Genomic DNA, 8,062 nt, shown 5'->3' with positions numbered 1-8,062 from the left:
CCATGGATGTATTAGAATCTGGATTTGAAGATGCTATAGCGGTATTAGAGTTTCCCGAGCGGTATAGGAAAAGACTTCGAACTACAAACGGTTTAGAGCGGCTAAACGAAGAAATACGCCGACGTGAAAGGGTTATTAGGATATTTCCCAACCGTGAATCAGCCATTCGTCTAATTGGGGCATTGCTTATGGAACAGGACGAAAAATGGACTTCTGGCAAAAAATACTTGGATATGGCCGAATACTTTGAGTGGCAGAAAGAAAACTCGAAAAAAGTAAGATAAAAAGTGGTTTCGATAAGTTAAACTTTTATAACCTGATTCTAGCCAGAGGGAATTTTACACAAAAAATTGGACTTGATCAGGGCTTTCCTCCCTGCAGCTAAATTCAGGAGTGAAAAAAGGAGTATTCTATGTATATCAAAGATCTCTTTACGCTTTTTTTAATATTCGCAGTGGTTCTCGTCTTGGGACTACGCTTCGCCGAGGAAGGGGTTTATTCCACAATGGGGCTGGATATCACCCCCATGACCTTTAATTTAAAAATTTTGCCCGATGGGACTTACGATTTCTTCATACTCGGCAGGCGATTTTCTCTCAGGCAATTGCTAAGAGTGAGCGACTTTTACGCCGATCGGCGAAAGGTGGATATACGGATAGCAGGTTTGAATATCAGTGTGCCGAATATGGTCCGTGTTTACGATCCTGCGAATTTCTCCCACCTGCGGATTTATCTTGATAAAAAATATTGCAGAATGTATAATTAAACTTATCGAAAAGCTTTCGCATTTAAAGAGGAGGAACCTCCATGACAATACCGCAGGACAGGATCAGAAATTTCTGTATTATCGCTCATATAGATCATGGCAAATCCACCCTGGCCGACAGGCTTCTGGAATACACAGGCGCTATCCCGCAGAGAAAGATGGAAGATCAGATACTCGATATGATGGACCTGGAAAGGGAACGCGGCATAACCATAAAAGCTAAGGCGGTCCGGATGATCTATCGAGCTGAAGACGGTCAGGATTACCTTTTAAATTTGATAGATACCCCGGGCCACGTGGATTTCAATTACGAGGTATCCAGGAGCCTGGCCGCCTGTGAAGGCGCCCTGCTGGTGGTAGACGCTTCTCAGGGAATAGAGGCTCAGACTCTTGCGAATACCTATCTTGCCCTTGAGCATGACCTGGAGATAGTGCCCGTAATAAATAAAATAGATCTTCCCAGTGCCAATCCGGATAGCGTCAAACGGGAGATAGAAGATATAATAGGTCTTCCGGCCGATGACGCGCTTCTTGTTTCTGCCAAAGAAGGCATAGGTGTAAAGGAGGTTCTGGAGGCGGTCGTCAAGAGAATTCCTCCGCCCAGTGGGTCGGAAGATGAACCGCTCAGGGCATTGATCTTCGATTCCCTGTACGACTCCTATAAAGGAGCCATAGCTTTCGTGCGGATCATGGAAGGCAGAATAAAACCCGGGCAGAAGATTAAGATGATGTCTACAGGCAGGACCTTTGAAGTTACCGAGGTGGGTATATTCAGCCCCGAGATGGTGAGCACCGATAGCCTGCGGGCCGGTGAAGTGGGGTACGTGGTGGCGGGCATAAAAAATGTAAAGGACACTCGCGTTGGAGACACCATCACTGACGCGGAAAATCCTGCGGAAAAACCGTTACCCGGGTATAAGAAGGCTGTGCCCATGGTTTTCTGCGGCGTTTATCCGGCCGACGGAGAGGATTACGAAAAGCTGAGAGAGGCCTTTGAAAAGCTGCAGCTCAACGATGCAGCCATGTTTTTCGAGCCCGAGACTTCGGCGGCCCTGGGTTTTGGTTTCCGTTGCGGATTTCTGGGGTTACTCCACATGGAGATCATTCAGGAGCGCCTGGAGAGGGAGTACGGTATAAATCTTATCACAACGGCTCCGAGCGTCATATACAGGATAAAGAAAACCGACGGCCAAGAGATAATGGTTGACAACCCCACGAATTTTCCCGATCCGTCGAAGATAGAGTACATCGAAGAACCGTACGTAGAGGCTTCCATAATGCTGCCCTCGGAATATGTGGGGGCGGTTATGGAACTCTGCCAGGAAAAGCGCGGGAATTTTAAAGATATGCAGTATATAAGCGAGAAAAGGGTTATACTGCGCTATGATATGCCACTGGCCGAAATAATTTACGATTTCTTCAATCAGCTTAAATCCCGCACCAGGGGATACGCATCCCTGGATTACGAGTTTACCGGTTATACAAAATCCGAGCTCTGCAAGGTGGATGTACTTATAAACGGAGAGATCGTGGATGCCCTGTCTTTTATAGTCCATAAAGATAAAGCCTACGCCAGGGCTAGGCAGCTGGTGGAAAAACTGCGCGAGGTGATTCCCAGACAGCTGTTTGAGATTCCGATACAGGCAGCCATCGGCGGCCGGATAATCGCGCGGGAGACAATAAAAGCCCTAAGGAAGAATGTGCTTGCCAAGTGTTACGGCGGGGATGTCACGCGGAAGAAAAAGCTTTTGGAAAAGCAGAAGGAAGGCAAAAAGAGGATGCGGCAGCTGGGCAAGGTAGAAGTGCCGCAGGAGGCCTTTATGTCGGTGTTAAAAATGGGGTAAAGGCTATGAAAAAATTGGGTCTTTACATCCACATTCCTTTCTGTATAAAAAAATGTGCCTACTGCGATTTCAATTCTTATGCTGAAACAGAATCCATACCTCTTTATGTGGATTCCCTGAAAAGGGAAATTTCTTTTTACGCCGGCATGAACCGGAGCGTGACCAGTATTTATATAGGCGGGGGGACTCCCACCGTTTTAAGTGAAGGGGATCTGGCCTCCATCATAGAAGCCATCTACGGGGCTTTTAATATAAGTCCCTCCGCCGAATTTACCGTAGAGGCCAACCCTGAGACTCTGTCGCGGAGGAAACTGGCGGTATTGAGGGATGCAGGGGTCAACCGGCTGAGCTTGGGCTTGCAGGCTTTTCAAGACGAGCTTTTAAAAATGATAGGCAGGATTCACACGGCCAAGGGTTTTGAGGAAAAGTTTTTCATGGCCAGGGAAGAGGGGTTCGACAACATAAACGTGGATTTGATTTTCGGGCTGCCCCGTCAGAGTGTGGATGACTTCCGATATTCGCTGGAAAAACTGGCGGATTTATCCCCGGAACATGTGTCTTGTTACGGGCTCACCGTGGAGGAGGGCACAGAGTTTTATAAGTTGCAAAAAGAGGGCCTGCTCCCCATGCCTCCCGAGGACGAGGAGAGGATGATGTACCGTATGGCCAGAGAGATCCTGGGGGAACGGGGATATCTGCATTACGAAATCTCCAATTTTGCAAGACCGGGCAGGGAGTGCCGGCATAATTTAGTGTACTGGACTTACGGCGAATACCTGGGACTCGGCGCCGGGGCCCATTCTTTCATGGATGGCGTAAGGTTTTATAACGCTTACGGCATCCGAGATTATGCCGGGAGAATAAAAAGCCGGGGCAGGTCGGTGGAAGGAGAGGAGCCGCTTTTACCTGAAGAACAGCAGGCGGAATTCATGATCCTCGGGCTGAGGTTGATAAAGGGCGTGAGTAAGGCGGAATTTTACAAAAGATTCAGAAAAGATCTGGATATGGTTTACGGCAGGGTTCTGGAGGTATTAAAGGAGAAGGAACTTATCGCCGAAGATGGAGAATATGTAAGACTCACCGAAAAGGGCCTTGACCTGGCCAACGAAGCCTTTGTGGAATTTTTGCCGGAGAGACCTGCCGACCGCCAGTGAAGGGAGGATTTCTGTTAAAAACAATGACAGGTAAGAGGGACTCGACATGAAATTTATAGTGGATGAAACATCACAAGGGTTAACGGTTGGAGAATTTCTCAAAGTCAACGGGTTTTCCAGCAGAACCATGAGAAGGTTAAAACTTGGGGGAAAAATTTCACTGAACGGTGTTTCCGCATATACAAATACGAGAATATGTTGTAATGATGTAATAGAAATAGATTTGGCTGAAGAATCCGGTATAGTGCCTTCACCGGTACTAATAAATATTTTATACGAGGATGATCATATAATTGTATTGAATAAACAACCCGGCGTTGTTGTACATCCAACGGCATTCCATTACGACGATACAATTGCCAACGGCGTAATTTATTACTTACACCAAAAAGGCAAAAGGGGAGGCTTTCATCCAGTAAATCGTTTGGACAGGGATACTACGGGGGTTTTAATAATAGCCCTCAACCAGCATATACACAACCTCATACAAACCCATGGCCGGATGAAAAAAAGATATACCGCCGTTGTGGAGGGTGTTATAAAAGAGGACGAAGGAGTGATTGATGAACGAATTGCGCGGAGGGAAGGAAGTCTAATAGAGAGGTGTGTTTCTGAAAGAGGCCAAAAAGCTGTAACGCGTTTTAAAGTAGTGAGGAGACTAAAAAATTTGACTGTATTAGATATAGAACCGGTTACCGGCCGAACACATCAGATAAGAGTGCATTTAAGCTATAAAGGTCATCCAGTAGCGGGGGATACTCTTTATGGAGGTAAAAACGATATAATAAAGAGGCAAGCCCTTCACTGTACTGAGATGACTTTCTTTTATCCTGTAAAGGGGACCTATTTATCCTTTAAGGCTCCTATACCTGAAGATATGGTTTATCTCATAAGTCGAAGTCAAGATTGGAAATAGCCAGGGGAATACCCGGAAGCTTTAATTTTTGGTATAATGGGATTGGGTGGTTTTTCCGCTTCTCTTGACAAAGAAAATGTGAAGTGATATTTATTAAAGTAGGATTTTAGCACTCTCGACCCGAGAGTGCTAATTTAAAGAGGTGCTTTTCATATGCTGGACGATAGGAAAATAAAGATCCTGAGGGCTATAGTGGTCGATTATATCGCCACCGCCGAGCCCGTAGGGTCAAGAACTATCGCCCGAAAATACCATATGGGAATCAGTCCGGCTACTATAAGAAACGAAATGGCAGATCTGGAAGAACTCGGCTATATAGCTCAGCCGTATACATCGGCGGGGAGGATTCCGTCCGATAAAGGATACAGGTTTTATGTGGATTTTTTGATGCCTGTAGTTAATCTAAACGAAAATGAACTCAATATAATACATCAGATATTCAAAAAGAGGATAAAGGAACTGGAAGATTTAATAGAGGAAGCCAGCCGGGTTATATCAAACCTAACCAATTACACCACGGTCATACTCGGTCCTCAACTGCACGCCAGCCGGTTAAAGCACGTTGAGATCCTCAAGCTGGAAAAAGGAAAGGGCCTTTTGATTATGGTGACCAATTTCGGCGCCATCGTCCACCAGATTATTGAATTGCCCAAAAACCTGAGGGATTCCGACCTTACCCGTATTTCCAATCTTTTTAACAAGTACCTGGTGGAAAAGACCGTGGAAGAAATAACCCCGGATTACATGGAGCGCATAAAAAACGAGATGAGGGAGTATGAGGAAACACTGAACACCTTTATCCACGTTCTGATTGAGAGACTCCAGGAGGTCAAAGAGAACGGCAAAGTGTTTTCCAGCGGGAGCTCAAGAATGCTGGACTTCCCTGAATTTAAAGACGTGGAAAAAGCGAGGAACTTCCTGTCTCTCATCGAAGAGGAAGACTTCATAATAAGGGTGTTAAAATCCACCTCAAAGCCGGACCAAATCACTATTAGCATAGGCAACGAAAACCCATGGAAGGAGCTCCAGGAGTTCAGTATTATAACCACCAATTTTAATGTCGGCGGCAAGAATCTCGGCATTTTCGGCGTTATAGGTCCGACCAGGATGGACTACTCAAAAGTCGTATCCATCCTGAACAAAGTGGCGGTTTACCTCAATGAAACTCTTTCTACTATGATTTAACCGGGGAGGTAGTTATATTGAGCTTTAAAAACAACAACAGCCAGGAAATCGACGAAAAGTTCGCCGCTTTTTTGACGAATTCCAACGCTATAAGAGCGGTATCTTCGGCAGTGGAAGGCACCATAGGCCCTAAAGGCCTGGACATAATGCTGGTGGATCGGTTCGGAGAGGTTACTATAACCAACGATGGTGTAACCATATTGAAACTCATGGATATAAACCACCCCGCTGCAAGAATGCTGATAAACATAGCCAAAGCCCAGCAGGAAGAAGTCGGGGACGGGACCACCACCGCTACGATCATGGCCGGTACTATGGTCTCGGAGGGAGTCAATCAGATCATAAGAGGAGTTCCTGTAGCCAGGGTCATCGAGGGGATAAAATACGGGGTAAGGAGGGCCCAAGAAATTCTCCAGTCTAAATCCATTCCTGTAAAAAGCATAGGTGATCCTGCGCTTAAGAATATAGCCTTTATTGCCGGCAGGGAACACGAAGACATTGCGGAGCTGGTCACTCAGGCAGCGAAACTCATCGGCGAAGAAAAGTTAAAGGAGAAGAACTTCAAACTGAGAGACATCGTAATGGCGCGGGAAGGTGCCGAGAATGAAGTTTTTCTCGGCATTATCGTAGACAAGGAAAAGGTCAATAAACAGATGCCCGGGGAGATTAACGACGTTCGGGTAATGGTTATAGACGATGCCCTGGAGCCGGAGCAGATAGAGGAGGAAGCCCTGGGCACGGAAGCCGGTTTTGCCCGATACCTGGCCCTCAAGGAAGAGTTCAAACAAAATCTAAAAAAGCTTATAGACCTTAAGGTTAACCTGATCCTGGTGGGTAAGGGGATCTGCGATGAAGCCGAGGAGATGCTGACCGACGCAGGCGTTCTAGCTCTGGAGAGGGTATCGACCAGAGACCTGGAAAAGGTGGCTGAGCATACCGGGGCCAGAATAATGAAACGCATGGGCCTTAAAAAGCCTGTCGAAGAGATAAGAAATTACATAGGGGCGGCGGAGAGGGCCTACGAAGACGAAAAACTGGAGCACATAAGGATCGAGGGAGGCAAGGGCAAACCCATGGCTACCATCTTGGTGGGTGCAGCCACCGCCGAAATAGTCGGCGAACGGGAGAGGATTGCCAAGGATGCGGCCTCTTCTCTACAAGCGGCCGTGAAAGGCGGCGTAGTGCCGGGAGGTGGAGCTGTGGAAGTGGCCGTTGCTAGGGAGCTGGAAAGAGAGAGGGAGAAGATAAAGGGAATGGCCTCCTATGGCATCGATTGCGTTATCGCAGCTCTCAAGCGCCCGCTGGCTCAGATAGTTTACAATGCGGGTTTTAACCCGCTGGAAAAGCTGGAAGAGGTAATTTATACCCAGGCGGAAAAAGGTAGTGATGTAATAGGCATTAATTGCGATACCGGGGAGCTTGCGGACATGGTGCAACTCGGCGTTATTGATCCAACTCTGGTCAAAACCCATGCCGTTAAAGCGGCGGGCGAAATAGCACAAGCCATACTGAGGATCGACACGATTATCAAAAAACGGGACGAGGGACCTGCCGCAAAGGGACCTTCAGAATCGGTGGCCGGCATGGGAGAAGTGGATTTTTGATGCGAGGTGATTCCTTTGACTGAGAAATCCAATGAAAACATGGAACGCGAAGGCATACCTGAAAACGATGAGCCAAAAAGCGAAGAAATTGCGAATTCGAGTTCGGCGCATGAAAATGTTTCGGAAACCGAAGAACTGAAAAGAGCCCTGGAAGAAAAGGAAAAGGAGGCAGCTGACTATAAAGAGCGATGGTTGAGGGCCCTGGCCGATTACGATAATTTCAAGAAGCGAACCCAGAAGGAGATCCAAGACATATACCTTTATGCAGGAGAGCAACTGATAAAGGATATTCTCCCCATATTGGACAACTTTGAAAGGGCCCTTAATTCCGTTGAGGATACCGAAAGTGCCACTTACGAGGGCGTAAAACTCATATACAATCAGATGAAAAATGTTTTGAACAAGTTTGGGGTCCGGGAGATAGAGGCCGAAGGCAAGCCCTTCGACCCGCACTTCCACGAGGTAATAATGACGGTTGAAAGCGACAAATACGAAAGCGATACCGTTGTAGAAGTGCTGCAGAAGGGTTATACTTATCATTCAAAGGTTATAAGACCCTGTCTGGTCAAAGTAGCAAAAAAATAACGGAGGTG

8 protein-coding genes are annotated in these 8,062 nt (G+C 46.8%); all 8 read left to right on the top strand.

Going from position 1 to position 8,062, the window contains the following annotated elements:
* Positions 1-284, top strand: a 284-nt coding sequence (locus LZ11_RS06435; RefSeq protein WP_187695059.1) for a transposase, incomplete at its 5' end; no start/stop codon positions are given.
* A gap of 128 nt (positions 285-412) precedes the next feature.
* Positions 413-766, top strand: a complete 354-nt coding sequence (locus LZ11_RS06430) for a hypothetical protein (protein ID WP_148867075.1) — start codon at positions 413-415, stop codon at positions 764-766.
* 41 nt (positions 767-807) lie between these two features.
* The gene (gene lepA / locus LZ11_RS06425) at positions 808-2,610 is read left to right on the top strand and encodes a translation elongation factor 4 (protein ID WP_148867074.1); all 1,803 of its coding nucleotides are present in this window, start codon (positions 808-810) and stop codon (positions 2,608-2,610) included.
* A gap of 5 nt (positions 2,611-2,615) precedes the next feature.
* Positions 2,616-3,764 carry a radical SAM family heme chaperone HemW gene (gene hemW, locus LZ11_RS06420; RefSeq protein ID WP_148867073.1) on the top strand — a complete coding sequence of 383 codons (1,149 nt, stop codon included), beginning with the start codon at positions 2,616-2,618 and terminating at the stop codon, positions 3,762-3,764.
* A 46-nt stretch (positions 3,765-3,810) separates the two neighbouring features.
* Positions 3,811-4,680, top strand: a complete 870-nt coding sequence (locus LZ11_RS06415; protein WP_148867072.1) for an RluA family pseudouridine synthase — start codon at positions 3,811-3,813, stop codon at positions 4,678-4,680.
* A 153-nt stretch (positions 4,681-4,833) separates the two neighbouring features.
* Positions 4,834-5,865, top strand: coding sequence for a heat-inducible transcriptional repressor HrcA (gene hrcA / locus LZ11_RS06410; protein ID WP_148867071.1), 1,032 nt, complete (start codon positions 4,834-4,836; stop codon positions 5,863-5,865).
* 17 nt (positions 5,866-5,882) lie between these two features.
* Positions 5,883-7,469, top strand: coding sequence for a TCP-1/cpn60 chaperonin family protein (locus LZ11_RS06405; RefSeq protein ID WP_148867070.1), 1,587 nt, complete (start codon positions 5,883-5,885; stop codon positions 7,467-7,469).
* A 15-nt stretch (positions 7,470-7,484) separates the two neighbouring features.
* The gene (gene grpE / locus LZ11_RS06400) at positions 7,485-8,054 is read left to right on the top strand and encodes a nucleotide exchange factor GrpE (RefSeq protein ID WP_148867069.1); all 570 of its coding nucleotides are present in this window, start codon (positions 7,485-7,487) and stop codon (positions 8,052-8,054) included.
* The last annotated feature ends 8 nt before the right edge of the window (positions 8,055-8,062 follow it).

This window comes from Thermosediminibacter litoriperuensis (assembly GCF_008124715.1).
Lineage (GTDB): Bacteria > Bacillota > Thermosediminibacteria > Thermosediminibacterales > Thermosediminibacteraceae > Thermosediminibacter > Thermosediminibacter litoriperuensis.
This window is presented reverse-complemented; position numbering and strand designations above follow the sequence as displayed.